At 71.6% G+C, this 25,389-nt stretch carries 25 protein-coding genes; 9 read left to right on the forward strand and 16 right to left on the reverse strand.

Features of this window, described 5'->3' with window-relative positions; genetic code table 11:
• Positions 1-42 precede the first annotated feature (42 nt).
• Genes AB0K51_RS23965 through AB0K51_RS23980 form a run of 4 tightly spaced genes read left to right on the forward strand, consistent with a single transcriptional unit; the run spans position 43 to position 4,900 of the window.
• The gene (locus AB0K51_RS23965; protein ID WP_363458838.1) at positions 43-1,629 is read left to right on the forward strand and encodes a hypothetical protein; all 1,587 of its coding nucleotides are present in this window, start codon (positions 43-45) and stop codon (positions 1,627-1,629) included.
• 31 nt (positions 1,630-1,660) lie between these two features.
• Positions 1,661-2,371 carry an urease subunit beta gene (gene ureB, locus AB0K51_RS23970; protein WP_363458840.1) on the forward strand — a complete coding sequence of 237 codons (711 nt, stop codon included), beginning with the start codon at positions 1,661-1,663 and terminating at the stop codon, positions 2,369-2,371.
• Entirely contained in the window at positions 2,368-4,044 is a 1,677-nt protein-coding gene (locus AB0K51_RS23975) for an urease subunit alpha (RefSeq protein WP_363458842.1), read from the forward strand. The genes ureB and AB0K51_RS23975 overlap by 4 nt, the downstream gene beginning before the upstream one ends.
• 31 nt (positions 4,045-4,075) lie before the next feature.
• The gene (locus AB0K51_RS23980) at positions 4,076-4,900 is read left to right on the forward strand and encodes a hypothetical protein (protein ID WP_363458844.1); all 825 of its coding nucleotides are present in this window, start codon (positions 4,076-4,078) and stop codon (positions 4,898-4,900) included.
• 16 nt (positions 4,901-4,916) lie between these two features.
• Here the strand turns inward: AB0K51_RS23980 and AB0K51_RS23985 are convergent, their stop codons facing one another.
• From AB0K51_RS23985 to AB0K51_RS23995, 3 genes are all read right to left on the reverse strand, one after another.
• The gene (locus AB0K51_RS23985; protein WP_363458846.1) at positions 4,917-5,660 is read right to left on the reverse strand and encodes an aminoglycoside phosphotransferase family protein; all 744 of its coding nucleotides are present in this window, start codon (positions 5,658-5,660) and stop codon (positions 4,917-4,919) included.
• Positions 5,661-6,068: 408 nt separating this feature from the next.
• Positions 6,069-6,842: a tyrosine-protein phosphatase gene (locus AB0K51_RS23990; protein WP_363458848.1), complete on the reverse strand. Its 774-nt coding sequence runs from the start codon at positions 6,840-6,842 to the stop codon at positions 6,069-6,071.
• Between the two features lie 238 nt (positions 6,843-7,080).
• Positions 7,081-7,395 carry a hypothetical protein gene (locus AB0K51_RS23995; protein WP_363458849.1) on the reverse strand — a complete coding sequence of 105 codons (315 nt, stop codon included), beginning with the start codon at positions 7,393-7,395 and terminating at the stop codon, positions 7,081-7,083.
• 80 nt (positions 7,396-7,475) lie between these two features.
• On the opposite strand from AB0K51_RS23995, the gene AB0K51_RS24000 reads away from it, so the two are divergent.
• From AB0K51_RS24000 to AB0K51_RS24010, 3 genes are all read left to right on the forward strand, one after another.
• Positions 7,476-8,465 (forward strand): ATP-dependent DNA ligase, encoded by a 990-nt coding sequence (locus AB0K51_RS24000; protein ID WP_363458850.1) that lies wholly within the window; start codon positions 7,476-7,478, stop codon positions 8,463-8,465.
• A 78-nt stretch (positions 8,466-8,543) separates the two neighbouring features.
• Positions 8,544-8,903, forward strand: coding sequence for a hypothetical protein (locus AB0K51_RS24005; protein WP_363458852.1), 360 nt, complete (start codon positions 8,544-8,546; stop codon positions 8,901-8,903).
• Between the two features lie 172 nt (positions 8,904-9,075).
• Positions 9,076-10,059 carry a DUF3800 domain-containing protein gene (locus AB0K51_RS24010; RefSeq protein WP_363458853.1) on the forward strand — a complete coding sequence of 328 codons (984 nt, stop codon included), beginning with the start codon at positions 9,076-9,078 and terminating at the stop codon, positions 10,057-10,059.
• Positions 10,060-10,132: 73 nt separating this feature from the next.
• Here AB0K51_RS24010 and AB0K51_RS24015 read toward each other — a convergent pair whose 3' ends face one another.
• From AB0K51_RS24015 to AB0K51_RS24060, 10 genes are all read right to left on the reverse strand, one after another.
• A complete protein-coding gene (locus AB0K51_RS24015) occupies positions 10,133-10,735 on the reverse strand; it encodes a hypothetical protein (protein ID WP_363458854.1) in 603 nt (200 codons plus the stop codon).
• Positions 10,728-11,474 carry a hypothetical protein gene (locus tag AB0K51_RS24020; protein WP_363458855.1) on the reverse strand — a complete coding sequence of 249 codons (747 nt, stop codon included), beginning with the start codon at positions 11,472-11,474 and terminating at the stop codon, positions 10,728-10,730. Before AB0K51_RS24020 ends, AB0K51_RS24015 begins: the two co-directional genes overlap by 8 nt.
• Positions 11,464-12,531, reverse strand: coding sequence for a hypothetical protein (locus AB0K51_RS24025; protein WP_363458856.1), 1,068 nt, complete (start codon positions 12,529-12,531; stop codon positions 11,464-11,466). Before AB0K51_RS24025 ends, AB0K51_RS24020 begins: the two co-directional genes overlap by 11 nt.
• A gap of 419 nt (positions 12,532-12,950) precedes the next feature.
• The gene (locus AB0K51_RS24030) at positions 12,951-13,580 is read right to left on the reverse strand and encodes a hypothetical protein (RefSeq protein ID WP_363458857.1); all 630 of its coding nucleotides are present in this window, start codon (positions 13,578-13,580) and stop codon (positions 12,951-12,953) included.
• Between the two features lie 150 nt (positions 13,581-13,730).
• Entirely contained in the window at positions 13,731-14,222 is a 492-nt protein-coding gene (locus tag AB0K51_RS24035) for a protein kilB (RefSeq protein WP_363458858.1), read from the reverse strand.
• 87 nt (positions 14,223-14,309) lie between these two features.
• On the reverse strand, positions 14,310-14,984 hold the full coding sequence (locus tag AB0K51_RS24040; RefSeq protein WP_363458860.1) for a hypothetical protein: 675 nt from the start codon (positions 14,982-14,984) through the stop codon (positions 14,310-14,312).
• The gene (locus AB0K51_RS24045; RefSeq protein ID WP_363458861.1) at positions 14,981-17,479 is read right to left on the reverse strand and encodes a Helicase associated domain protein; all 2,499 of its coding nucleotides are present in this window, start codon (positions 17,477-17,479) and stop codon (positions 14,981-14,983) included. The genes AB0K51_RS24040 and AB0K51_RS24045 overlap by 4 nt, the downstream gene beginning before the upstream one ends.
• 81 nt (positions 17,480-17,560) lie before the next feature.
• Complete coding sequence (locus tag AB0K51_RS24050; RefSeq protein ID WP_363458863.1) at positions 17,561-18,262, reverse strand: helix-turn-helix domain containing protein; 702 nt, start codon at positions 18,260-18,262, stop codon at positions 17,561-17,563.
• On the reverse strand, positions 18,259-20,451 hold the full coding sequence (locus AB0K51_RS24055) for a hypothetical protein (RefSeq protein WP_363458865.1): 2,193 nt from the start codon (positions 20,449-20,451) through the stop codon (positions 18,259-18,261). The genes AB0K51_RS24050 and AB0K51_RS24055 overlap by 4 nt, the downstream gene beginning before the upstream one ends.
• A gap of 5 nt (positions 20,452-20,456) precedes the next feature.
• Positions 20,457-21,089, reverse strand: a complete 633-nt coding sequence (locus tag AB0K51_RS24060; protein ID WP_363458867.1) for a helix-turn-helix domain-containing protein — start codon at positions 21,087-21,089, stop codon at positions 20,457-20,459.
• Positions 21,090-21,443: 354 nt separating this feature from the next.
• Between AB0K51_RS24060 and AB0K51_RS24065 the strand changes: the two genes are divergently transcribed.
• Positions 21,444-22,007, forward strand: coding sequence for a hypothetical protein (locus AB0K51_RS24065; protein ID WP_363458868.1), 564 nt, complete (start codon positions 21,444-21,446; stop codon positions 22,005-22,007).
• Positions 22,008-22,357: 350 nt separating this feature from the next.
• On the opposite strand, the gene AB0K51_RS24070 is transcribed toward AB0K51_RS24065, so the two are convergent.
• The 3 genes from AB0K51_RS24070 to AB0K51_RS24080 form a co-directional block, all read right to left on the reverse strand.
• Entirely contained in the window at positions 22,358-23,368 is a 1,011-nt protein-coding gene (locus tag AB0K51_RS24070; RefSeq protein ID WP_363458870.1) for a hypothetical protein, read from the reverse strand.
• A gap of 168 nt (positions 23,369-23,536) precedes the next feature.
• Positions 23,537-23,962 carry a hypothetical protein gene (locus AB0K51_RS24075; protein ID WP_363458872.1) on the reverse strand — a complete coding sequence of 142 codons (426 nt, stop codon included), beginning with the start codon at positions 23,960-23,962 and terminating at the stop codon, positions 23,537-23,539.
• Between the two features lie 117 nt (positions 23,963-24,079).
• Positions 24,080-24,373, reverse strand: coding sequence for a hypothetical protein (locus AB0K51_RS24080; protein ID WP_363458874.1), 294 nt, complete (start codon positions 24,371-24,373; stop codon positions 24,080-24,082).
• A 134-nt stretch (positions 24,374-24,507) separates the two neighbouring features.
• Between AB0K51_RS24080 and AB0K51_RS24085 the strand changes: the two genes are divergently transcribed.
• The gene (locus AB0K51_RS24085) at positions 24,508-25,272 is read left to right on the forward strand and encodes a hypothetical protein (protein WP_363458876.1); all 765 of its coding nucleotides are present in this window, start codon (positions 24,508-24,510) and stop codon (positions 25,270-25,272) included.
• The last annotated feature ends 117 nt before the right edge of the window (positions 25,273-25,389 follow it).

Genomic DNA, 25,389 nt, shown 5'->3' on the forward strand with positions numbered 1-25,389 from the left:
CCCCGCCGGCGCGCTCCCCGACCCTGCAGAGAGCAGACCGCCATGCCTCGTGATCTTGTCCTGGTCGTCGTCCCGCCGAACTCCAACACGGTCATCAAGGGCCGGCTGCTGACCGTGACCCGCCCCGAGGAGCACTCCGACTGGAGCGACTTCCTCTGCTTGGGCGCACTGTCCCTCGTCTCCTCCCTGGCGGCGAACCCGGCGCTGACGCCGGTCTACGTCGACGGCACGATCACGCCGCTGGACGACGTCCTGGAGTACATCACCGCCCACGCCGACCGGATCCTGGCCGTCTGCCTGGGCATGCTGACCGCGAACTACGAGGCCGGCGTCCTGCTGGCCAAGCACGCCAAGGCCGCCGACACCCGGATCACCACCGTGGCGGGCAACGACCACTTCAGCTCCCTGGCCACGGCGTGCATGAACGCCTCCCCCAGCCTGGACTACGGCTTCGTCGGCAACGAGGTCGTGCGCCCCTTCACCGACCTGATCGGCGCCCTGCGCACCGGAGCGCCGATCGACCCGGCGGCCTTCCCCGGTCTGGTGTACCGCGCCGACGGCCGCGTGCACACCACCACCCCGCGACCCGAGCCGGTCTTCTCCGGCTACGACTACACCCTGGTCGACCGGGCCTTCCCCCAGACGCCGCTGTACACCAGGCAGTTCGGTCACCGGATCGCCCCGCGGATCCGCGAGCTGCTTAGCCGTACGGTGACGGCCGGCGTGCCGGTCGATATCGGGCGCGGCTGCGTGAAGTTCGCCTCCGACGACGCCTGCTCGTTCTGCTCCATCCACCCCGGGCAGCTGTGGCGCAACCAGCTCACCCCTGTCCAGGCGTGGGACGCCATCGAGGCCGCCTTCAACGCTGGCTACGACTACCACTACCTGACCGCCGACGAACTCCCGCTCACCTTCGCCCAGCTGCTGACCGGCATGGCCGCCGACAGCCCCGCCTGGTGGTCCGCCCTCGGCGAGGACGAGCGGCCCCTCCTGGTGGGCTACGGCCGCGCCGACGGCATCGCCGACCCCCGCCGCACCGCGCTGCTCACCTCCCTCGGGGTGCGCCAGATCATGATCGGTATGGACGCCGGCGCGCCGCTGTCTCTCGCGGCCATGAACAAGCCGGTCGGCGGGCGGCGCCGCGACGTCCTCGCGGAGGCCGAGAAGCTGTACGAGCTCAACTCGACGGCGATCACGGTCGCCCGCGACCACGGCATGCTGATTCGCGCCGGGTTCGTCGTCGGCCACATCGGGATGACCCGGGCCCTGCTGACCGAGAACCTCGAGCGGATCCTGGCCCTTATCACCGAGGGCGGCAAGCACGGGGTCTTCTCTGCGGTCGACGTGGAGGTGCTCTCCCCGCAGCCGGGCGCCCGCGACTACACCTACCTCACCACCCCCAACGCCGCCCGGCAGGCCGCCGCGAAGCTCGGCCTCACCGTCGCCGACGACGCCACCCTCGCCGCGGTATCGGCCCGCTGGGCGCACCAGGACGTGGTGATGCCGGAGGACGCGATGCGGGACTACACCCTCGCGCTGATGCCCGAGATCACCTTCGACGACCTCGCCCAGGCCCGGGCCGCGATCCGCTTCCACGCCAAGGCGTGCGGCGTGGTCATCGGCGAATGACCCCGCCCGCCCCCGTCCGGAAGGAGTTCCCGTGCATCTGACCCCCGCCGAGCAGGGCCGGCTGCTGCTGTACACGGCCACCCTGCTGGCCCGCGAGCGCCACCAGCGCGGCGTGAGGCTGAACGTGCCCGAGGCGACCGCGCTCATCTCCCACGCCGCGTGCGAGGCCGCCCGGGACGGCGGCCGGCTCGAGGACGCGGTCGCCGCCGGGCGCGCGGCCCTAACACCCGCCGACGTGCTGCCGGAGGTTCCGGGCATCCTGACCGAGATCCAGGTCGAGGCCGTCTTCCCCGACGGCTCCAAGCTCATCGTCATCACCCACCCCCTCGGCCCGGCCACCGACCCCGCGGCGGCGCCCGGCGCCGTCCTGCCCGCCGACCAGCCGCTGGCCGCGTACGCCGACATCGTGCGGATCGAGGTCACCAACACCGGCGACGTACCGGTCGCCGTCACCTCGCACTTCCACTTCTTCGAGGCCAACCGAGCCCTCGCGTTCGACCGCGTCGCCGCCTACGGCCGCCGCCTCGCCCTGCCCGTCGGCACCAGCGCCCGCTTCGAGCCCGGCACCCCCCTGGAGGTGGAGCTGACCCCGATCGGCGGCGACCGGATCGTCATCGGCTTCGCCGGCCTGGTCGACGGCCCCCTCGACACCCCCGGCGCCCGCGAGGCCGCGCTCACCCGCGCCCACGTCGCCGGCTACCTCGACAGCGGCTCCACCACCGACCAGGAAGGCGACCTGTGAGCAGCAGCCACCTCACCTACGCGCAGCAGCACGGCCCCACCACCGGCGACCTCGTCCGCCTGGCCGACACCGGCCTGACCCTGCGCGTCGAAGCCGACGCCCAGCGGCGGGGCGAGGAGTTCCTGGTCGGCTACGCCAAGACCGGCCGCGACGGCATCCACTACCAGGCCTGCCTCACCGACCGGACCTGCGACCTGATCGTCAGCAACGTCCTGCTCGTCGACCCCGTCCTCGGCGTCCGCAAGGCTTCCATCGGCATCAAGGACGGCCGGATCGCCGCCGTCGGCCGCGCCGGCAACCCCGACACCCTGGAGGGCGTCGACGTCCTCGCGGGCACCGGTACCACCGTCATCCCCGGCGAGGGCCTCATCGCCACCCCCGGCATCGTCGACACCCACGTCCACCTCTGCTCCCCGGGCATCATGGGCGCAGCCCTGGCCGCCGGAGTGACCACCATCGTCTCCCAGAACTTCGGCCCGACCTGGGGCTGCGGCGTCACCACACCCGCCGAACTGCGCCACGCGCTGCGCGCCTTCGACGCCTTCCCGGTCAACCTCGCCATGCTGGCCCGCGGCTCCTCCTCCGACCCGGACCCGCTGCTGCGGGCCCTGGAGCAGGGAGGCGCCTCCGGGTTCAAGGTCCACGAGGACATGGGCGCCCACGCCCGCGCCCTCGACACCGCCCTGACCGTCGCCGACGACCACGACGTCCAGGTCGCGCTGCACAGCGACACCCTCAACGAGGCGATGTTCGTCGAGGACACCCTCGCGGTCATCGGCGGCCGTACGCTGCACGCCTTCCACGTGGAGGGCTGCGGCGGCGGCCACGCCCCGAACGTCCTGCAGCTGGCCGGCCTGGCGAACATCATCGGCTCCTCCACCAACCCGAGCCTGCCCTACACCCGCGACACCGCCGCCGAGCACCTCCACATGATCGCCACCGTCCACCGGCTCGACCCCGACGACCCCGACTGCCAACGCATGGCCTGCGACCGGATCCGCACCAGCACGCTCGGCGCCGAAGACGTCCTCCACGACCTCGGCGTCATCCCCATCACCTCCTCCGACTCCCAGGCCATGGGCCGCATCGGGGAGACCGTCCGCCGCACCTTCCAGGTAGCTGCCAAGATGCGCGCCCTGGACACCGAGCCCGGCGGCGACGACAACGAACGCATCCTGCGCTACATCGCCAAGCTGACCATCAACCCGGCCATCGCCCACGGCATGGCCCACGAGATCGGCGCGCTCACCCCCGGCCGCCTCGCCGACATCGTCCTGTGGAACCCCGCCTACTTCGGCGCCAAGCCGCAGCTCGTCCTCAAAGCCGGCTACCCCGCCTGGGGCGCCACCGGAGACCCCAACGCCTCCACCGAGACCAGCCAGCCCCTCGTCCTCGGCCCGCAGGTCGGCGCGTACGGCGCCACCGCGGCCGACCTGTCCGTCGCCTTCGTCAGCCGCGCCGCACACGACAGCGGCACCGACACCCTGCCGACCCGGCGCCGCCGCGTCGCCGTCCGCGACACCCGCACGATCGGCCTAGCCGACATGAACCGCAACGACCGGATCAGCGACGTCCGCGTCCACCCCGGCACCGGGCAGGTCACCCTCGACGGCGACCCGATCAGCTCCCCGCCCGCTGAGGTCACCGCGCTCAGCCAGCTCTACTTCCTGTAATCCCAGGCCCGAGACACCCAGGAGCACCGTTATGTCCCCCACCAGCCCGGCCCGCGACCTTCTCGACCGCGGCCACGCGACGATCCCCCTGCCTACCGCAGACGCCGAGGTCCTCGCGGAGCTGCGCACCCAGGCGGCGCGGTTCTTCACCCAGGACGAGGAGACCAAGCTCCGGCACGGCAGCGACGACTTCAACTTCGGCTACCGGCCCTACGGGCGGCAGTACTCCGTCACCCCTGACCGGCCCGACATGAACAGCAGCTTCACCTACTGGGCCGACGACCCGGCCAAGGTCCCCGGGCACGAGGCCGACTCCGTCGCACCGTTCCTCAAGGCCCTGGGCGCGTACTGGCAGGTCGCCGCCGAGGCTGCGGACCAGGTGCTGGCCGGCCTGGCCGACCACTACGGCTACCGTGACAACCTGCAGTTCCGCGCCTCGTCCTACCTGGAGATCAACTGGTACCTCCGCGACCCGAAGCGAGACCTGCTCCAGGACCGCCACGAGGACGGCCACCTGTTCACCCTCGCCACCTCGGACGGTCCCGGACTGGAGATCGAAACCGACGGGGACATGCAGGCGGCGGCCGTCGGTGACGGCCGCCTGCTCGTCATGCCCGGCAGCGTGCTCACCGCGATGACCGCCGGTCAGGTCCCGCCGCTCCACCACCAGGTCCGCAACCACCACCTGGAGCGGCGCATCACGGTGCTCTACCTGGTGAACCCGCCGCTTGGCCAGCCCGTCGCCCCGTACGTGGCGGAGGACGGGCAGGCCGTGGACGTCGCGGCACTGGCGCGAACCAGCGGGGCGATGTTCGGGCTCCCGCCGGCCCCAGTTCTCACGGCGCCGAAGGCGTAGGTATCGGGGCTGCAGGTCAGGCGAGTGCGGCGTCGAAGACCTCGCGGTTCGCGACGACGAACGCGAGCTCGCGTCGGCTCCACGCGATGCTCTGAGCGATGGCGTCGGGCCTGGGGGTGCCTGTTCCCGACGCCTCCACCTCGGCCCAGAACCGGGCGTTGCGCGCCTGCTGCTCGATGATGGCGTCGACCAGGACCGCCCGCTCGGGCCCTTCGAGGCCGTAGGCGTCCGCAAGGATCCGAACCTGGTCAGCCTGCCGCGCCACCTGGTCCCCCCGCTTCGATGCCACGCACCAGGTCCAGGAGGCGTAGCCGAGGTCCTCGAGCGGCGAGCCCGGGGACGCGGTGTCGAAGTCGATGAAGGCCACCGGCAGACCTTCCAGGCCGTCGACGAAGACCGCGTTGTTCGGTGCGGCGTCGCGGTGGCAGACGACCTGGGAGCGGTCGGCGAGTTCGCTCCCCCGCGTCGCGTCGTGCATGGACCGCAGCAGTCGCCCGGCCGCGGCCACCTGCTCGTCCGCCCACAACTGGAAGCGCGCCGGGACATCGCCGGGAAGATAGCTGAGGATATCCATCCCGTCGGCCTGGCCGAGGTACCGCGGCGCACCCTCGAATTCCTGGTGCTCGAATACCTTGAGAAGAGCCGCAACGAATTCCGATGATTCCTTTACGGGCCTGCGCACAGAATTGTCGACCCGGACGACACCGTCGGTCATCCGCCCGCCGGAAAGCGCGATCGAACCACCAGGCGCATCAGCCATTTCAGCCGCTCCCATACCTAGATCCCGAATCGGCCCATGGGTCTACCAGCAGCACAAATCAACGCTAGGACACCAGGGCTCGCCATGCGACCCAAGCGATGTTATACGAGTCGCCCCGCACAACGGCCACGGGGTGACCAACTCGCCGCGCCGCGAGTACAGTTCGGCATTTCCAAGATCGCATTCAGTGATCGCCGGTCGCGTAATTGATCAAAGTACACCGGGCGTGGCCTGCGGCGATGTCGGCGGTGGACATCAGCGGCATGGCACTCCCGCTGCCGGCCACGTTGCGAATGTCACCCCAACGGATGACGAGGCATCGACGCGCTGCCCCGCGCGGCGGCCGGACGTGCTCACGCAGCTGCGCCCGCGGTCCTCCGGATCGCGGGCGCAGCTGGGCGAGTCTGATCAGGCGAGCAGGTTGGAGCGCAGGGCGTCCAGGTCGGCCGCTGTGACCCCGTGGGGTGCCAGGTAGGCGGGGATAGAGCCGTGCGCGGTCAGGATCGTGTCCATCGCGGAGGCCAGAAGGGCTTCGCTGACCGGGTGGGAGTAACGGGTGACCCCTGCCTCGTCCAGAAAGGATGTCGGGCCGGCCGTCAGCGCGAGTTCGACATTGGACTGCACGAAGTCCCCGACGACCTGGTCCCGCGGGGCGCCCAGCAACGACTGGATCACCGCCACCGCGAGGCCCGTCCGGTCCTTGCCCACCGCGCACTGCACGACCGCTGGCAGCGAGGCTGGCTCGGCCAGCCGCCTTACCAGCGCCGCGATCGCCGGGGCCGCGTAGGTGGCCATGAACGGGTACAGGGCAGCGGGATCCACGGGCCACGGCTTGCCGTCGAAGCCGGAGAAGTCGGAGAAGCCCATTTCCTTCAGGGCATCCAGATCGGGCAGCGCCGGAATCGAAACCCATTCGATAGTGAGCCCGTGGATCTGCCCGGGCCAGACATTGCTCTCGACATTGCTGCGCAGGTCGATCACCGTGCGAACGCCCAGGTCTCGCAGGCGCTCGGACCCCACTTCGGTCAGCCGGTTCAAGGAACCGGATCGGTACAGGACCCCAGGGCGCAGGGGAGAAATTCCCGCATCCCGGAAGTTGCGCACGTTCGGTACGTCCGGCTGGTTTCTCTGTGCCGGCACGAGGCGACTTACTGACTTTGCTCCACCGTCAGGCTTCGTCATGAGAAAAGAATAGGGCCTTTGCCCCTCTTCCGTTCCCCCATTGCAGAAAAAGTTCCGCTCCCTTCGAGAGACTGAAAATCATCACTCAGGTGGCCTCAATATGCCCCCAGGCGCACCGAATTGCACCACGGCGGTCGCACCGGAGCCACCATCGTGGAGGGACGCACGAAAGGGCTGCGTAGCGTGACGTGGAGGCGTCATACCGGCCGGTACGGGGCGGATTCGTGACGGCTTGACGTCACGCTGCCGCCTGGGCCCGGCGACGCCAGGCGCGGGACCGGCACCGGCCGGAGCAGTAGACGGCATCGCGCCGCCGGCCCGCCCTGGCCATGGTCGCGCGCCCGCAGACCGGACAGGTCAGCGCCCGGATCAGCCGTCGGTGGCTGGCGTAATGGGCCTGCCCGAGCAGGGCCAGGAAGTCCAGGCGGCGCTGTTCCACCTTGCGGTTGCGGTACGCCTGGGCCCGGCAGGCGTCGTTGCAGTACCAGCGCCGGGACGAGGCTCCCCGGGGGAGCCGGCCTCCGCAGCTTGCGCAGTACCGAACACGTGCCACAACTCCAGGGTGGCGCGCTCCTCCACGCCATCCGCAACGTGGCCGGACCATCCTGGAGGCAAGGGCGCAAGGAGGTAAGGGTGCCGAAAACACGGAGGGCGGCGGCGGGCCGGGGCCGGACGCCCTTCGACCTGCCGGTGGAGCTCGCGCTGGCCCGCCCGGTCGCCGCTTTGCCTGCGGCACAGAGCCACCGGTGGTTCGAACCCAAGGCCGACGGTTGGCGGGTGTGCCTGCGCACCGGTGAACGCCCGGCCGTGTACAGCCGCCACGGTACCGACCTGACCGCGGCGTTCTCGGACATCGCGGCCGTGGCCGCCGGTTTGCCGGAGGCGGTCGTGGACGGCGAACTGCTGGCCGTCAAGACCGACGGTTCACTGGCCTTCGGCCTGCTGCAGACCCGCGCGGGCGGACGCGGCCCCCGCGCCGGGGAGACCTTCCACGTCCAGGTCGCCGCGTTCGACCTGCTGGCCACTGGCGCGGTCGACCTGCGCCCCCTGCCTCTCGAAGAACGACGCTCCGGCTTGCTCGACCTGCTCCCCGCGGGCGGGCGAATCTGGCCGCTGCCGACCACCGCCGACCCGGAGCAGGCCAAGGGCTGGTTCGGGTCACTGGGCGGCGGCATCGAGGGCTGTGTGGTGAAGGATTCCTCCCAGCCGTATCGGCCGGGACGCCGCTCCGACTGGCTGAAGTACCGGGTGAAGGACAGTACGAGCGCCGTCGTCCTCGGCATCACCCCGGGCGCGACCCCCGCCTCCCAGGGCGCCGTCCTCGGGCTGCCCAGCAGCAGGGGCCATCTGCGCCCGGTCGGGGTCAGCCTCCCCCTGCCACCCGCAGTGCGGGCGGAGCTGGCTTCCCGCCTGCAACCGGCCGCCGCCGAGCTGGCCGAGCTGCCCGGCACCGTTGGCGGTCTTCCCGGCAGCCCCCCAGTTCTCTACCGGCCGGTCGTGCCGACCATCGTCGTCGACATCGAGGTCGACGCCGGCCAGCTCGAATTCGGGCGCTGGCGCCACCGGCCCCGAGTCCTGCGCACCCGCCCCGACCTGGAGGTGGACGACCTCCTCCCGGGTTGACATACGCCGTCCTCGATCGAGTGACCCGGGCGCTGCAGAGCCCAGTCGTTGTCGGGCCCTGCGCCTACCTTCCTATGCATGACCTCCGTGACCACCACCTCACCGTCCAATACCACCGTCCTGCCCCACCCGGACTCCGCCGGCCACCCCGCTCTCAACGGCGCGCAGATCACCCACGTCACCAGCGCGCTGCGCACCGCCCTGATCGAACTGGGGGCGTACCTGGACCCGCCCGGTGCAGCGCTCGACCCCGACGGTGCGGCGTGCGAGGCGCTGCGCCTGGTGGTCGCAGCTGCCTACGACACCGCCGAGCCGGGCGAGGAGCTGGGCCTGCTCTTCGTCACCCCCTCCGTCGCCCAGCTGGGGCACCGCCCGGTGTGGCTGCGGCGGCGCCGCGACGGGTCGATGACCGCGGGGTTCCCGGCCGACCACCGCTGAACAGCCGTGGCGCCCAGCCGCTCGCCCCATGCGGTCTGAACCACCCTGCCGAATCTGGCGGAGCGAGTGCCGGGGCAGCCCCTGCCGCGGCCACCGCGCGGAGGATCCCGAAGCCGATCGGCTTCGCGGAAAGCGGTCGCCGACCGGTTCTCACGGGCGGCATCCTCGGGGAATGCCTCCTACCGACGACCCCACGGTCTACTTCGATGAGACCGGCAACTCGGGCCAGAACCTGCTCGATCCCGGGCAGCCGGTCTTCGCCCTGGCGGGAGTTCATCTCGACGACCGGGCAGCTGCCGACCTCGTCGCCGAGGTACGGTGCCAGCTGCCGTCGACGCAGGGCGAGCCGAAGTACGGGTCGCTGGCGAAGGCAGCCCGAGGCCGGAAGGCGCTGCTGCGGGCATTCGAGCAGCTGCCCGAGGGCGCCGTCCGCGCACAGCTGATGCACAAGCAGTTCATGGTGATGACCAAGATGGTTGACCTGCTGATGGAGCCGATGGCCCACGCTATGGGCTACAACCTCTACAACGGGCAGGAGACCCTGGCGCTGGCCGAGATGATGCACTTGGCGGGGAGGCGGCTCGGCGACCGGGCAGCCTACGACCGGATGCTGCAGGCGTTCGTGGACTGGGTGCGGCAACGGGCAAGCACGGACGACCTGTACGCCTCGATCACCTCGTTCAGGGCAACGGTCCCGCACAACGAGGCAGCTGGCCTGTTCGAGCTGATGGAGCACTGCCGACCTGTAGCGGACGAGGCGGTAGTGGACCTCGGATCGGGAGACCTGCGGGACACGCTAGATCCGGCTGTCCCGGCCCTGTACGAGCTGTGCCTGGACTTCGGGCGGTCGATAGGCCGGTTCCGGCTGGTCCACGACTCGTCGAAGGTGATCGCCCAGTGGGCGGTGACTCTGCGCACGGCACACCTTTTCCCTGACCCGGCCAACCCCGGGGGATTCGTGCAGCAGCTACCGGCGTCTCGGATCGAATTCGCCGACAGCAGGGCGCACCCGCAGCTGCAGCTGGCTGACTGGGCGGCGGGGGCGGTGCGGCAGTGGGCGGCTGATAAGGCGGCGGGCAGTGGCGATCCGTTCTGCAAGCGGCTGGCGCCACTGGTGTTCCCCTGGGTCTCGGGCGCGGTCTGGCCGTTCCCTTAAGGGAGCGGTACCGGAGCCGACGGCGCGGGGCCCCTCCCTGTCGGGAACGGACTGCCGCGCCGTGCCGCTGCAGCTAGAACAGCTCGTCCGCGGTGGCCAGGCAGTAGCGGCCGGCGTGCCAGAACAGCGGGACCTCGAGCGGGCCGTGCTCGGGGCAGTCGTCCCGTACGGGTGCCAGTCCCCCGCACGGCGCGCTGCCGCAGGTGCACTCCGGTCCGGGCGGCGTCAGGCCGGTGGCGTGGGAGTGGACGGTCTGCGGCTCGAGTTCGGGTAGGTCGGTGCAGTCGGTCTGTTGCTGCTGGCGGGGCGTCTCGGTGGTGCGATCGCGCAGGCCGTAGGTGCCGTAGCGGTCTCGCCCGGCCGGGCCGGGCGCGACGCGGGCGCGGACGCTACGGCCGTAGCCGTCCAGGCCGGGGTACTCGACCTGCGGCGGGTCGGCGAATACCGTGCCGACCCAGTCGGGGCCCGGGCCGCAGTCCGAGCCGACGGTGAACGGGCCCAGCCGCAAGGTGCCGTCCGCCGCCCGCATCTCGGAGAGTTCGAGCAGCATCTCCAGCACCCGGGGCACGGACAGGCCGCGACTGCCGGCGAACCGGGCGAGCCGGGCCGCCATGTAGCGGTCGACGGTCACCTCCAGCCGCATCGTGCCGGTGCGCATCGTGTCCTCGTCAGGCACCGGGCACCGCCACCGGGTTGAGGTCGAACCCCAGGCGGGCGTCCACCGAGGCCGTGGCCTCGTCCAGGCGGCCCTTGTGCGGCTGCTCGGAGATCCGGCCGGTGGAGGTTCGGCAGTGATCGCCCCGCTCGGCTCCGCACTTTGGCGACGGGCACGCCGTCTCCAGCACCTCCTGCCGGATCGCCCGCTCCCGCTCGGCCGCGCGCCGGGCCCGGGCGGCCTTCGACTCCACGAAGGTGACCCCGAGCATCGCCTCCGGGAACGTGATCCTCTTCGTCTCCTGGCCGAAGCGGTCCTGCCGCCACCCTGGAGCGTCCGGATCGTGGGCGGCCACCCGGTCAGCGAGCATCTCCAGCTGGCGGATCGTCGGCACGACGGCCGGCCCGCCGAAGGACTCCCGCCGCTCCTCGCCGCGGGCGGCTGCTCCCCAGCGCGCCCCGTCGGGCATGGTCGCGGCCAGCGGCACATCCCCGGCGACGATCGCCGTCAGGTGCCTCGCCATCTTCGCGAAGGCGGCTAGCTCCTTGGCGTGGCGGTTCAGCGGGTCGATCAGGTCGGCGAGCTCCACCGGCTGGTCGGGGGTCTCCGCGGCACGGGCCAGCTGGGCGAGCAGCACGCCGGCGCCGGACAGGTGGAGCGTGATCTCCTCCAGGGTGATGCGCTTGCCCGCGCGCAGGTGGGCGGTGTCGGCCGGGTCGGTGCTGGTCTGCACGGCCTGGGGTACGAGGTCAGCGGACACCGGCGCACAGCTCCTCGGTCAGCGCCTGCTGGCGGGCGGCGGGCCAGCCGGACGCGAACGCGGCGATGCAGAACAGCATCCTCAGAACACCGCCGAGCTCGGCGTCGACCTCGTCTCCGTCGAGGAAGTGCTCGGCGCCGGGGCGGCCGGTGCCGATGTACGTGGCCAGCAGCAGGTGCATGACGGTCAGCGCAGGGGTCTGGAGGTCAGCGGCAGGCTGCTGGCGGTAGTACCGCACGGAGGCCTCGCTCCCTGCCCCGTACGTCCCGCCGGAGAGCAGGTACTGGGCCAGCAGCAGCACGGCTTCGCGGATCGCGGCCGGGCCGCGCTCGTTCAGCGTGTCGAAGAGGTCGTGGGCATGCTCGGTGATCTGGTCTTCGACGGTGCCGGTCAGGGCGGACTGCAGCAGCAGCGGCAGCGGGATCCCGGCGGCCAGCTGGTCGGCGCTCAGGTAGACCAGGCCCTCGCCGGTGAAGGGATTCTCAGGGGGCGCGGTGGCCTCCGGCAGGTCGTCCTCGTCGGTGTCGTGCTCCGCCCGCTCGTCGGCGGGCGTCGCGGCGGACTCCTCGGGACCGGCTCCGAATCCGGCCCACATGTCGAGGGCGTCCTCCAGGATGTCGCGCAGTTCTTCCTCCGGCAGGCTCTCCAGGAGGGCGAGCATCGGCGCGGCCGGGGCCGGGCCATCGAAGCCGCTCTCCCGCATTCGCCGACCGACCTCCCACAGCTTCACGGAGGCGGGCGACAGCAGCCCGGTGGACGGCAGCAGGCTGAACGGCGTCCCCGCCAGGGTGGCCACCATGAGGCGGTCACTGGCGAGCACCGCCGGGATCGCCGACTTCTGGCACGGTCGGCAGCCGGCGCGGGCGGCACCGACCAGGGCGGCGGCGGGGGCGAGGTTGACCTGCCTGGTGACGCCGTAGGGGCGGGAGTCCATGACTCCGAAGTCGGGGGCGGGGTGCCGGTGGGCGGCGCCGTTCACGATGGCGGCGTGAGGGGCGCCGGTGGCCTTCCCCTTCCGGCGGGCGGCCTGCTTCTTGGAGCGCTTGTCCTTGGGCACGGGATGCCTTCCAGCGCGGTGCGCGGTCCCGCGACCCGGCCCGCGCGCAGCATCAGCGCAGAGCACAAAGGGTGGACCTGACGAATGATCACCTCGCGCGGTGCGGGAGCTCTTTCGACTCCTACCACCTTGACCGCTGTGCCGCCCCTCGCGGGCAGGTCGGCGGGACTCGGGCTCGGCGCGCTAGCCCATACCTCTCAATAGGTACCGGAACACAATAGCGGCATCGCGGGCCTAGGGGTAGCGGCTTCGTAGCCACCCGGACACATGGCGCTACGCCTCCGCTCCGGCGCGTACGAAGGGGAGCGTGCCGTGGGCCACCGGCAGCCAGTGGCCCACGGAGCAGCGGCGGCTGGTCAGGCCGGGGCGGGTGTCCACCTGGTGGCGTCGCGCTCTCTGCGCGGGCGGGCAGGACCTGCTCAGTTCTCGGTACTGGTGCCGAGCTGGTAGGTGTCGTCGTGGCCAGGGGTGCCCGGGACGATGTGCCCGACGTCGGCGAGGTGGCGCAGCAGGACCGCGGCGCCCTCGAAGTCGGTGGGGAGCTTGAGGAGGCCGAGGGCGGTGCTGGCGCGGGCGATGTTCCAGTTGCCGCCGCGTTCGGTGATCTCCTGGGCGAGGGCGGTGCGGCGCTGGCAGGGCAGGGCGAGGACAGTGTCGCGGAACAGGTCGAGCTGGTCGGTGTGGACGCGGTAGCCGAGGACCTTGCCGTAGCCCGGGCCGACGCCCTGGACAGGGGACTCGATCCCGCTGGGGAGCCACCTTTCCTGGATCGCGCGGGTGATGGTGCGGGTTAGGCCGGCGGCGTGGCCCTTGAGGCTGGCGGTGGCGTCTTCACCGCGAAGGTCGTCGGCGGCGACGGTGCCGCCGCGCGCGACGGCTTCCTCCAGGATCCGCTGGGCGCGGGGCGGCAGGGCGAGGTAGTAGCGGCTGGCCCGCTCGGACGTCCAGCCGGTGTCGACGACGACGTCGGCGGCGTGCTTGGCGAGCAGAGTGCGTAGGTCATCCAGGAAGCCATCGGTCGGTTCCTCGGCGATCAGGGTGATTTTCAAAGCGGCTCCCGGTGCAACGGACGTGGATAGAAGCACTTCTAACGAGGGGGAGCTTAGCCCCTTGACGTCTCGTTAGGAATTCCTCTATCCACGTTCACTCTTACGGGTGACCTCACCTGCTAGGGCCGGGCTGGGCGTCCTGGCCTTCTGTCAGGCAGCGGTAGCCAGAAGGGCGCTGGCTTCTGCAACCAGGGCGTCGCAAGCTGCCTTCGCCCTGGCGCGCAGGCGGTCGACCTCGGCGAGCGAGGCGGCGCCGCGCAGGGCGAAGGTGGCGGTGACGGCGGCTTCCGCTGCGGCGGCAAGGGCCGGACAGGTCATCCGCAGGGCGAGGCGCGGCGGGGTGACGGCGCTGCGGGTGTCGTGGACGGCCGGGGAGTGCTCGTGGTCGACCTGCTCGGGAGCGCTGGGGTTGAGAGCCAAGGCGCGGGTCCGGACGATCTGGGCGCGGCGGTGGTTGTCGAGGGCACTCACCAGGGCGGTCACCGTTGCGAGGATCTCGGCGCGGCGGGCCTCGGAGGTCTGGATCTTCTGTTGGGCGCGGGTGGCCCGCTGCTGCATGAGGTGGCCCAGTAACGTGCCCCCGAGCGCGGCTGCGGCGGCGATGACGGTGCTGCCGATCGTGACGACGGTGTTCGCGTCCATGCTGGTTCCCTTCGGTGCGGTTCGGGCTCGGCTGGTGTCCGGCCGGAGCTGGGTGGCCCCGGCCGGACAGAAGGTTGTTCTCGGCCGTCAGGGCGTTGGGGTGGAGCGGTCGCCGGCGCCGACTTCGGCGTCGAGGTCGTCGGCATAGTCCTCCAGGGACTGGCACAGTCGCGCGGTGGTGTCCAAGTCCAGCGGCGCTCCGCCGCCGCGCTGGTGCCTCCAGAGGTGGGCAATGCCCCTCACCATGGCGGTCACCTGCTCGGCCGGGATCAGCAGCTGGCCGTCGACGTGGTGGACGGCCAGGCGGACCGGCTCCCCGTCTTCGTCCAGAGGCTGCCTGTACTCGTCCTCGACGTACGGCCGCCCTTCCGGCCGGGCTGGCAGCCGGGCCGTCCGGGGCGTCATCGCTCGAGCGAGCGAGCCCTGCCGCTCGGCGACGCGGGCGGCGGCCCGCTCGGCCAGCTCGGGGCGCAGCGACGGCGACTCCGGCGGGACGGTGATGCCAGCGGCGGCTGCCTCGAGGCGCGCCCGTTCGGCTTCTACGAGCAGCCGCTCCTCGGCGGCGGCTGCTCCGTCCATCCACCCCTTGTTGTAGTCGTCGCTGCGGCCGTGGGGGCCATCAAATGCCGCCGCTTCCGCGGCGCTGGCGGCCCAGTCGAGGACGTCGAGCTCGTCCCGGGCGATGGCTCCGTCGGCGTAGTCCAGGGAGTGGCCGGCGCTCGTCAGCAGTTCCGCCAGCAGGATGCGGCCGTAGCCGTTCATCCGCGGTGCTCCGATCCGGACGTGGCAGCAGCCGGGGACGTGTCACCGTGCTGCTCGTGCAGGGCGTCCAGCAAGCTGATCTGCTGGGTCGTCAGCGCGCCTTCGGCCCGGGCCTTGTCCTGCTTTCGCAGCCACGAGCCGGGGCGGAAGGTGGGGTCGGTCTCCACGCCGGTGCGGTTCACCGGGCCGGTGAGCGTCCCGCCGCCCGCGAGGTAGGCGACCATGCGCCGGTAGGAGCGGTTCCAGTCCGGCTCCAGCCGCCACAGCGGGTCCAGCGCGTCGAGTGAGGCGTTCTGCTCGGGGTTGAGTTCGGCCTTGCGCTGGCGCTCCAGCCAGCGGCCGATGTTGTACCCGTCGAGCTGCTCCTTCGTCTTCGCGGCCAGGTGGTCGTGGGTCTTCTGGTAGGCCGTGGCGTAGGCCGCGCCGCGCGCCCAGGCGTGGGCGTGCTTGTCCCAGATCATCCCGATGGCGTTCAGCTCCGAGACTCGGGCCGCGTCCAGGGTGCCCTTCTCGTGCAGGTAGCGCTGGTTGCCGAGCCAGGTGATCAGCTCCTGGTGCTGGTCCGTGTCGGTGACGTCGAGGTGGTGGTGCTCGATGTAGAACTCTGCGGCGCGGGCCCACATCCGCTCCCATTCCTGGGTGCGCGGGCTGAACATCCTCAGCTTCAGCGAGCGCAGGATCTCGGCCGCGTGGGCGCTGGCCTTGATGCGCAGCCACTCGATCGGGGACTGCTCCGCCGGCTGCGCCACCGCGGCCTCGGTCTCGGTCTCCGTGGCCTCGGTCTCGGTCTCCGTGGCCTCGGTCTCGTCCTTCGGGCCTTGGTCGTCGGCGTCGGCCTGCGGGGCGCTGGCCGTGAGTCGAACGGGGCCGGTGTTGAAGGTGGTGCCGGGCTGGGAGCGGTGGGTGCGCAGGTCGGCGATGCGGCCGACGACCCGGGAGTCGACGGAGGCGAGCGCGCGCAGGACGTGCAGGACGGAGCGGAAGGCGGAGGACTGGATGGCGGTGTCGGCCTCCTCCTGGACCTGGGGGCCGGCCGGGGTGACGATCGCCGGGTCAGCGACGGGGAGGTCGTCGGCCTCGTCGTCACCGGCTTCGCGGTCGGGGGACGCGATGTAGACGGGGATGATGACGTAGGCGGTTTTGCCCTCGTTGGGGGCTTGGCGCACGGCCCGGCCCAGGGCCTGCACGATGTCCACCGGGCTCGTCTTCGGGTCGGCGAAGACGATCGCGTCGACCGTGGGCATGTCAATTCCCTCGGCCAGCAGGCGAGCGTTGCACAGGATGCCGCACTCCTCGCCCTCGTCCCCTTCCCGTACTCCGGTGTGGGCACGGAACTCGTCGAACGCGGCCTGGCGGATGCGGCGCGGGTCGGTGCCGGCCACCGCCTTGGCCCAGATCCGCTCAGGCCGGTCGTAGTCCGGCAGCAGGTCGGCGGTCTCCACGAGGGAGGCCGCGAACTTCCGCGCGTAGTCGATCCGGGCGTGGAAGGAGATGACCCGCCGAAGGCCCAGATCGGCGATCGCACGCAGCACCGCGACCTGCAGCGCGAGCCTCTGCAGGTCCTCGTTCGTGCGCTGGGAACGCAGGTCGGAGACGGCCGGGAGCGACAGCAGCAAGCGCAGGTCCTCGTCGGTGACCACCGGCACGATGATCTGGTAGTCCGCGATCCAGCCGCCGGTCACCCCCTCCTCGAACGTCCACCGGAACACGGTGCGCCCGAAGACCTCCTCGTCGTCCATCGAGTACAGGCTGCGGGAGCTGCCCAGCACCAGGTCGGACAGGTCGCCCTCGGCCGGCTCGTCGGCGATGCGCGGGGTGGCGGTGAAGTACAGCCGCCGCTCGGCCGGGACCTTGGCGTCCTCGTGGACGGCGGCCCAGGTCTTGTCGAGGGCACCCGCGGTGCGGTGGGCCTCGTCGATGATCACGAGGTCCCACCCGGGGAGGCGGAACTCGTCGTGCGCCTTGACGATCCTCTCCAGGGAGGCGTACGTCGCGTACACGGTGACGGGCTTGCCCGCGGGCACCCGGGCGACCAGGTCGGCCAGCTCGGCGGCGTCCGTGGTGACAAATCCCTCGACATGCCCGCCGGCCTCGGCGCTCTCCAGCGCCTCCTCCTTGGAGCAGGCGGCGATCGCGGTGCCCGTCCGGCCGCCGATCGTGCTCCAGGACCGGGCGGTCTGCTCCAGCAGCTCGATCGTCGGCATCAGCACCAGGACGCGCCCGTACCGCGCGAGGCGCTTGGCACAGTTGGCGGAGACCAACGTCTTGCCCGCGCCGCACGCCATCTCCAGGATCGCCCGGCCGCCGTGCCTGACCTCACGGTAGGCCGCCGAGACGGCCCTGCGCTGGTAGTCGCGCATCGGCGCGATCCGGACCTTCGGCGGCACCGGGCGGCGGCCCGGGATCACGGCTTCGGCCAGGGCCCTGGCCCCGGCCAGGTCGGCGGCGGCCTGCTCGGACAGCTTGTCGCCCTGCTGGCCGACGGTGGGGTTCACGACGGATGTCCTCGTCTCTGTGGAAGCGGTGCAGTGGGCTGAGGGAGCAGGGCGGCGGCGCCCAGGCGCGGGTGGGCCGGGTCAGGACCGGGGTACCCAGCCGCGGACCTCCAGGTACTCGACCTTGGCGTCCGGAACGGCCCGGCCGGTCTCAACCAGCCACTCCTGCATGGCCTCAGTGACGTCGCCGTGGTGCCGGTCGACCCGCTCGGTCCACTCCGCCGCGTCGAAGCCCTGGTTGACGGAGTCCCCGTAGGCCCTCTCCTCGGTGCCGTCGGAGCGGGGCAGGAACCCGCGGCGAAGGCCCGCGGAGTCCCCGTCGTCACCGGCGGACATGGTGAACTGGTCGGCTCGCATCCGTACGGTGAACGCCAGGCGCCCGCTGACTGCGCCGGTGGAGCGTACGACCTTCGCCAGGTGGGAGGCACCCGTCCCGATCGCCTGCTTTCCGGCGCGGCCGATCATGCTGCGCCCCTCCTGGCCGATGATGTCCTTGCCCCGGACCCGGGCCTTCTGTCCGCTCTTGGTCGTGCGGCGCTTGACGTTCTGGGCCGCGATGACGGAGAGCGCCTCGGTGTCCCGCTCGCCACCGCGCACCGCCTGGAGCAGCTCACGCAGAGCGCCGACCATGCTGGCGCCCTTCCCTTTGGACCAGAACTGGCTGATGTAGCTGGCATCGCGGTCGAGCATGGTGCCGACCTGGCGCTTGGTGTAGCCCTCGTCGAGGAGCTCTTGGGTCAGGCGGGCGGCCTCGTTGGGGTTGGCCGGGTCGGCGGGGCTCATCGCGTGCCTCCCTGATCGTCGGTGTGCTGAGCGGCCTGGCGGGACTGGGCGAGGTGGATGCGGCCCTGGTTGCGCAGGGCCAGCAGGCCGTCCTCGGTGACGGGGGCGTCGACCGGGCCGGGCAGGTGGCCCTTGAGCAGGTACTCGCCGGGGCGGCCGAAGTACGGCCAGTGGCCGATCGGCTCGGTGGTGTAGATCGCGTCGGTACGCAGGGCCACGACCGAGCGAGCAGGCAGGTGCAGCGCGCCGACCCGGCCGATGGTCTTCTTGTTGGCCTCGTCCTTGACGGCCATGTCGAGCAGCGCGGCGCGGGCGTCCGACCAGAGCCCGGCGCTCCACTCCGGGTGCGCCCAGGGGTCCTTGGAGTTGGGGGTGGCTCGCTCCCAGAGGAATCGATCCTCGGCCTGACCGATGATCATCGCGCCGTCGGGGACCGTCTGGTCGACGGGCGTGCTGCCGTGGTTGACGCGCGGACGCTGGGCGAAGGCCCCGATTCCGAGCAGCTGGATCGAGCGGATACCGCGAGACGCGAGGTAGGCGGCGCGGCGGGTGCGCTCGTCACCGTGCATCTGGGACAGGCCCAGCAGGTACGACCAGGCGGCCTTGAGCTTGTTCGACCACTCGTCCAGCGGGTCGCCTTCCTGCCAGACCAGGCCGTCCAGCACCTCGATCCGCCACGGGAGCTTCTGCGGGTTCTCCAGCGCGAGGAGGACTTCGCGGCCACCCGCCCAGGTGGTGAACGTGGCACCCGGAGTGGCCGGGTACTCCCAGGCACGCTCGCCGGGCACCGGCGCGGGCAGGACTCCGACGTGCTCCCAGCCGCCGGGGACGGTCGCGCGGATGTGCCAGTGCGAGGGGTCGTAGAGGGCGCTGCGCCGCTGCTTGGCGTCCATCGCCTCGAACGCCCGGCCGGTGACGCGGCGAGGGGTTCCGACGCCGCTTCGATGGGTGTGCCGCGCGTAGGCGAAGGTGCGGTCAGCCTCGAACAGGCCCGGCAACTGCTGCGGGACGCGCGGCGGAACGATCAGCTCGGTGCGGCCCTGGCCGGCGGTGGCGTGCAGCAGCCCTCGCAGCTCCTCGCTCATCACCGGGAAGCCGCCAGCCCACTGGCCGGTGGTCGGGATGGTGCGCTTCCACAGGTCCTTCCCCATGGCGCTCGGGAACGCCATCATCACCACGTCGTCCCACTGCTGCTTGAGCGCCTCGTACATGAGGATGAAGGCGTGCCGCACCACGGCGACGTCCGCACCGTCGGGCTGGAACCACGCACCGACCGAGTGGATCTCGATCGTCGGGTTGTTCCGCTCGGCCCCGGCCCGGATGTAGCGGCCGACCGGGTTGCGGGGGTGGACCAGGTGACTGGCCAGCTGATCGCGGTTCGGGCCGCCGCCGGTGCTCTCCGCCCACCGCTCGCTGGGCGCGTTGAGCCAGGCCGCCACGGCGTCCTTGAGCGTGGAGTAGCGCTCGGCCTCGATGTGCCAGGGGTCGCCGCCGGTGATGTAGATCCGCCGGACACCGGGCACCACGGAGGTGACCGCGTCGAGGATGTCACCGGGCCGACGGGCTCCGAGGTCGACCTGGACGACGTTCGCGGCCGGGGGCTCCATGGCCAGCGCGCCGGTCCGGGTGTCCAGCCACACCGTCGAGTACCACCGCTGCTCCCAGACCGGCCGCTTCTTGTGCAGGTCAGGGACGGGCACCAAGTACCGCTCTCCGGCCGGGCCCTGCGGGATAGAAGGCAGGATCCGGACCGGGCGGGCCTCGGGAGAGGACACCGGTGCGGGCACCTGGGCGTCAGGGGAGTTGGCCGGAGGCTCCGGCACGACGGGCACGGGCTGCGCCTCGGCGGGGGCGGCCTCGGTGACCGCGGCCGTCTCGGAGGGCGCGGTGGAGACAACGGCGCCGGTGCCGTTGGCGGTGCTCTGGACGGGACTCAGAGCCGGTGCGATCCGGACGACGTCCCCGAGCTTCATCCCGGCGGCCTTGGCGATCGTCTCGCCCTTGCCCTGGGCGTCGTCGAGCTGGGCGAGTTCCACCACGAGCTTGGCGCGCTGCCCGACGAGAGCTTCGAAGGCGGTCTTCCTGGCGGCGAGCGTCTTCTCCGCGGTCTCGACGGCACCCTGCGCCTTCGCCACCTGGGGGCGCAGGGCGCGCAGCTCGGTCAGCTTGTCGTTGTACGTCTCGTCCACGGGTTTCACTCCCCTTCGGTGGGCTGGTCGGTGGCGGTGCGGGTGCTGACGTAGGCGATCGGTCCGCTCGACTGGGACGGCAGGCGGGTACCGAGCAGCAGGTCGGCCAGGCGTCGGTCGTCGGTGCCGGCCGGGGCGGAGGCGACCCGGTTGGCGGGGTGGGTCAGGTCGGTGAGGTAGCCGGCGAGGCGGGCCCCGGTGAACTGGTAGCGGGCCCCCGTTCCCGCAGTCCCGTCGGCCGTCCAGTCCTCCAGGCCGGTCAGGACGGCGACGACGAAGCCGGCCACGGTGACCGGCAGTACAGCGGCAGCTGCCACCCGGGCGGGGTCGCAGCGCCACCAGCCGGAGAGGGCGGCCAGTAGCTGGCCCTCCGTCAGTTCGGTGCCGAAGCCGCTCCAACCGCCGTCCGGCCCACCGACGTGCTCGGCGCTGCCAGTGCGCAGGACCGCGACCTCCGGGTGGCGCAGCGCCGAGAGGTCCGGCCCGCTCCGGTGCTGCAGTTCGTGCAGCGCGGTCTGGGGGACGATCTGTCGGCCGTGCTCCAGGACTCCCGGGATGACGCCGGTGGCCAGCAACTTCCTGACGGTCGGGATCGAGCATCCCAGCGCAGTAGCCGTCTGGCCTGTCGTGACGTACACCGTCACCTCCTTGTGTTTTCACCTTGCTGAAATAACAACCTCACTCTACGGGGTTCCACCGTCACTGTCCACGTGTTTTCAGTAAAAGGAAAATACACATAAACGGGGCGGCCAGGCCCCAGGGAGTCCCGCCCCCGCCACCTGGACTGGGGGCTGCGAGAAGTTTCGTCGACGAAACCAGCCAGCTCGGAGCCCTGTCTCGCCGCCCTGGACCGGATCAGCGGCGACCGCCTCGGGCCCGCCCCCGTCCGTCCACGGCGGGGCAACGGGCGGCCGGGCCCGACCGGACTGGTCCGACGGCCTTCTCCTCCGCCTTCCCGTAGCCGCTTCGCCCGTTCGCGCGTTGGATCAGGCATGAGCAGCAGCACCATCTCCACCGGTCGCGGCATTCGGCGCCGAGCACCGCTGGGCCCCCAGGCGGAACGGGTGCTGGTCACCTTGGCCGGCCAGCGGCGGGGCCAGCCGCCCGCAGTCGACCAGCCCGCCGCCTTCCGCGAGGAGCGCGAGTCGACCTGCGAGGAATCCGCCGCACCGCCTGACGCCGACCTGCGCGACATCCTCGAACAGCACCTGCAGCACACCGCGGAACTGCGGGATCTCTTCAGCGACCTCGACGAGGATGTGCTGGTGGAGGCGGCCACGGAGGCTCGTGGGGATGGCGCGGACCCGGTTGCGGCGGTGGACCTCCTGGTGCGCACTCTCCGGCACACCCTGAGCGAGTGGGACGTGCGGATCGCGGAGCTCGGGCAGACGCTCACCACCGCGCTCCCTGACCGGCCGTTGCCGGACTGGGCGAAGGACGAGGGGCGCATGGAGGACGTGCGCCTGCGGCAGGCCGAGCACGCCCTGACCCAGGCGGTCATCCGGTACCACCACGGGGGAGCGCCCCGCTGGGACCTGCGGCCCCGCCCTTGGTGACCGGCGCCCGGGGCCTACCAGCTGGCAGCCGTGCCCGGCGTGTCGCCTGCCGCCGTCGGCCACGCAGCGGCGCGAGCGGGCAGGGTGTCGCCATGGCCCGACGACGATCAGTCCTCCACCGGCGGCGGCAGCCCCGCTCGGGCGCCACCCCGGCGCCGCTGCCGCTGCCACCGAACGGCGCCGTCAGCGGGCGCGCCCGGGAGACGATGCCGGCCAAAGGTCGGCCCGCCTGCTGCGCGGCGACGCTGAGCACGAGCGTGATGGACGGCGGCACGGTCCTGGTGCTCACGCGGCACACGGTCGACTGTCCGGTGTGGGCGGCACGTTGAAGCGGGACGCCCTCTCGCCACCTACCGGCCGGGCGGTAGCGCGGCGGTAGCTGCGTCCTTGGCCGCCGCCAGCGCCTCGGCGAGCGAGACGGCCACCGCGGAGGCCTTTTCGGTCAGCGGGTTGATCTCGCCGACCGCGAGCTCGGACGCCGCCGTCTCGGCGACCAGGTCCATGAGCGCCTCGCTGCGCGCCTCCACCTGCTCCACCGCCCTGCGCTCGGCCGCGATCTGGTCGACCTCCTGCGCCCGGCGGGCGTACGCCTCCAGCGCGAAGACCTGCTCCTCGAGGGCGGAGCGCACCATGTCCAGGGCGGCCTGCTCCCCCGTCAGCAGCTCCTGGAGCGTCGTCGCCTCGTCGCCGCCCGTTCGGGCGCTGGCGACCCGGGCCTGGCTGTAGCGGTGCAGAGACTGGGCGATGGACCAGATCCGCTCCGGCAGCTGCACGCGGTTGGCGGCGCCCAGGCCCTCCATGTCCTGCGTGTGCAGCCGGGAGCGCAGCACGGTGTCGGCGGCCTGCTGCGCCCGGGCAAGGAGCTGGACGGCGTCGGCGCTGAGCCAGCTCGGGTGGACGTAGAGTCCGCGGGCCTGCCCGAGGGCCTTGTCCATCCGGCGGTTCTGCGACGTCTGGAAGCCGACCGCGACGACGGCGCAGCACGCGCCCGCGGCGGCAACGGTCGCCCCGCCGGTCTGGAACAGGTCGAGGGCGGAGCGCACCAGGGTGTCGATCTGTTCCGTGCGGTGTCCGAGGTCGGTGTCTGGAGCCGCCAGGGGTTGCCCGAGAAAGTGTTCTGCCAGCCAGGCGGCGCCGCCGACGATCGCGCCGCACACCATGGCCTTGAAGGACTTGCGCACGATCCGGCCGCCCTCGGTGTTCGAGACGATGAGGGTCTCGGCGTTGTCGTCGGCGAGCAACTGCGGCACCGCGTCGGCCAGGTCGGCGACCATACGCACGACCGGCTCGGGCACGGCGGGATCGAAGACCGGCCGCGCCACGGCCTCCACGGACTGGGGCTTGTCGAGGTTGGCCGTCACGTCAGAGGCCCTTTCACGTCGAGGAGTTCCGGCGCGACGGGGTGGCGCCCGGCCGGGCAGGGCTGTAGCCCGGAGGCCGGTCGGTCGTGGGCTGCTGCTCGGCCCACGACCGACCTGTGCGCATGCTAGCGGTCACCACCGACGGAGCCAGCCCGATTTCCGGGAGCTCTACCCGGGGGTGCCGACCGTCCAGCCGACGAGTCCGGTGATGGGTCCACGCCAGGTGGGCAGGGGCACTTCGACGCCGCTGGCCCGGTAGGTCACGTCCCGCAGGTGGATGAAGGGGCTGTCCTCGTCCGGCCGGGGCCGTTCCTGTTCGCTCGCCCGGTCGTCCAGCGCCCCCATCGCGTTCCCGGCGACATTGCGCAGCGCACTTGACTGCTGCTTGAGTTGCTTGAGCATCAAGTGCTCCCACTGGTCGAGGGTGACGATCCTGCCGGTGACGATCGCGCCGGGGACGATCAGAGTCACCTGTACGGCCTCGTCGGTGTGCTGCACGCCCAGGCGGAGGAGCTCCAGATAGGGGTCGGGGTGCCGGGCCTCGCGGTTCTCCAGGGCACGCTCGGCAGCGGCTGCCGCGTCCTTCCACCCCATGCTCGGCTCCTCGCTGCCCGTAGTCTCCCGCTCGCATTGTGAACCATGCCGCAGGTGCCCGGTAGCCGCCCGCGGGAGGAGAGCGCCTGGTGCCAACCGGCCAGGGCAGTCCTGTTCTTACGGGCGCCGCCGGCCTCGGACGTAGTCGACCACCGACCCAGCGCCTCCGTAGCCGAGCAGCGCGACCAAGACCGCCATGATGAGCTGCCCGGCCATCTCGTCCTGCCGCCCGGTGGCCAGCAGCCAGAACGCGGGAGCGGAGAGTGCGAGGACGGCCTTGGCCATGTCGGCATACTCACGGGCCCGGTCGGGCGCGGCGTCGCGGCGCCGATGTTCTGCGGCCACCACCGCCACTGAGACCGCGAGCGGCCACCACCACCCGAGCAACACCGCATCGACGATCGAACGCATGGCGACGATCTTGCACCATGCCGCAGACATCCGTAGCCGCCTACGGGAACGCGATCGCGCCGGGGAGGGACGCTTCTCGGCCGCCGCGTGTCTAATGAATTGACATGTCTAGTGATTAGACACACCCTGGAGCCATGAGTACTCCGCGTGACCAGACGATGGCGGAACTGCGAGCGTGGGGGGCCAGACCGCCCGGCGAGGTCCGGGCGGACCTCGTCGCCCGCGCCTGGCGCGCAGGCAACCGCAACATCGCGGCGCTCGCCGAGGCGGCTCGCACCACCCGCCAGACGATCTACACCGATCTCGACTCCCACGGGATCGACGCCCGTGACCGGACACAGGAGACCACCGTGCTCAAGGCGATCGAGTACAAGGGCATCACCGGCACCGCCGACACCGACATGGACCAGATCCGACGCCTTCACCACGACATCGCCGCGCGAGGCGGCAGCAAGGAGGAGCAGCACGAAGCCACCCAGCTCGTCATGGACCTGTACTTCCCGCTGCGCTGGCACAACACCCTCGTGGAGCTGCTGCCGGCCGAGATCGAGACCCGCGCCGAACGAGACCGCGCCCTCCACCAGGTCGAGGTCACCTGGAGCGCCCTGTCCACCACCCCCAACTTCCAGGCCGCCCACCACTCGTGGATCGTCGCCCAAGACAAGGCCCACAAGGCCATCTCGACCTGGGAGTCGGCAGCGCAGGCGTGCTACGCCGTGCCCGCCCCGACTCAGGGACAGTTCGCCGTCTACGCCGAGGCCGTGCCTGCGGAGCAGCGCCTCACCCCGCTGCCGGACCCGGCCGTGGAGGCCGCCCGGCTGCGCACAGAGTTGGACATCGAGCACGAGCGCCGTCGAGCGCTCGCCGCCCAAACGCTGCTCAGCCCGTCCGGCCAGTAACGGCCGGACAGCACGATGGGCGGTGGCTCCGGGGCCGCCCTCGCCGGGCTCGACCTCGGCGGCGGCAAGGCCGTCATCATCGGCGACCCGAACCGCGACAAGAACGAGGCGATGCTG

Origin of the sequence: Kitasatospora sp. NPDC049285 (assembly GCF_040678815.1) — a bacterium.
In the GTDB taxonomy this organism is placed as follows: domain Bacteria; phylum Actinomycetota; class Actinomycetes; order Streptomycetales; family Streptomycetaceae; genus Kitasatospora.

Excerpts from the sequence above, each read along its gene's own strand:
- AB0K51_RS24085 (WP_363458876.1), top strand. The coding sequence starts at position 24,508 with ATGAGTACTCCGCGTGACCAGACGATGGCGGAACTGCGAGCGTGGGGG.
- AB0K51_RS23985 (WP_363458846.1), bottom strand. The coding sequence starts at position 5,660 with ATGGCTGATGCGCCTGGTGGTTCGATCGCGCTTTCCGGCGGGCGGATG.
- AB0K51_RS24075 (WP_363458872.1), bottom strand. The coding sequence starts at position 23,962 with ATGGGGTGGAAGGACGCGGCAGCCGCTGCCGAGCGTGCCCTGGAGAAC.
- AB0K51_RS24040 (WP_363458860.1), bottom strand. The coding sequence starts at position 14,984 with ATGAACGGCTACGGCCGCATCCTGCTGGCGGAACTGCTGACGAGCGCC.
- AB0K51_RS23990 (WP_363458848.1), bottom strand. The coding sequence starts at position 6,842 with ATGACGAAGCCTGACGGTGGAGCAAAGTCAGTAAGTCGCCTCGTGCCG.
- AB0K51_RS24050 (WP_363458863.1), bottom strand. The coding sequence starts at position 18,262 with ATGAGCCCCGCCGACCCGGCCAACCCCAACGAGGCCGCCCGCCTGACC.
- AB0K51_RS23980 (WP_363458844.1), top strand. The coding sequence starts at position 4,076 with ATGTCCCCCACCAGCCCGGCCCGCGACCTTCTCGACCGCGGCCACGCG.
- AB0K51_RS23965 (WP_363458838.1), top strand. The coding sequence starts at position 43 with ATGCCTCGTGATCTTGTCCTGGTCGTCGTCCCGCCGAACTCCAACACG.
- AB0K51_RS24005 (WP_363458852.1), top strand. The coding sequence starts at position 8,544 with ATGACCTCCGTGACCACCACCTCACCGTCCAATACCACCGTCCTGCCC.
- AB0K51_RS24010 (WP_363458853.1), top strand. The coding sequence starts at position 9,076 with ATGCCTCCTACCGACGACCCCACGGTCTACTTCGATGAGACCGGCAAC.
- AB0K51_RS24065 (WP_363458868.1), top strand. The coding sequence starts at position 21,444 with ATGAGCAGCAGCACCATCTCCACCGGTCGCGGCATTCGGCGCCGAGCA.
- AB0K51_RS24035 (WP_363458858.1), bottom strand. The coding sequence starts at position 14,222 with ATGGACGCGAACACCGTCGTCACGATCGGCAGCACCGTCATCGCCGCC.
- AB0K51_RS24080 (WP_363458874.1), bottom strand. The coding sequence starts at position 24,373 with ATGCGTTCGATCGTCGATGCGGTGTTGCTCGGGTGGTGGTGGCCGCTC.